Origin of the sequence: Caballeronia jiangsuensis (assembly GCF_046030135.1) — a bacterium.
GTDB lineage: Bacteria > Pseudomonadota > Gammaproteobacteria > Burkholderiales > Burkholderiaceae > Caballeronia > Caballeronia jiangsuensis.
In genome coordinates, this window is the sequence record NZ_JAQQDB010000158.1 from 1 (window position 1) to 290 (window position 290).

The following is a 290-nucleotide window of genomic DNA, read 5'->3' on the forward strand; positions in this document are numbered from 1 at the left end:
AACGTGGTGCATCCAGCCCAGACAGATAAGCCGAGCACGCATGCGGAGAAAAAGGCGAATACAAGCAATCGGCGTGGACGCTTCAATTGTTAACCTTGCATTGAAGTCGTCGAGCGGTGATCCACGAAGGGAAGTAGAAAGCCGTTTAAGAGTTCACCATCCTTTTTCGCTTTCGCGTTTCTGCTCATACGACGATCCCACTGTTTAAAAAGCGCCGGCAACTCCTTCCTATCCCCACTCCCCCGAATCTCCCCACCCGAATGCAGCGTAAAAATCCGCTCCCGCAGCTC

At 52.8% G+C, this 290-nt stretch carries 1 protein-coding gene; it reads right to left on the reverse strand.

Annotated features, from left to right (window positions below):
- Window positions 1-89: 89 nt before the first annotated feature.
- Window positions 90-290: hypothetical protein (locus PQR08_RS38785; RefSeq protein WP_408164535.1), on the reverse strand; the 201-nt coding region annotated here is incomplete at its 5' end.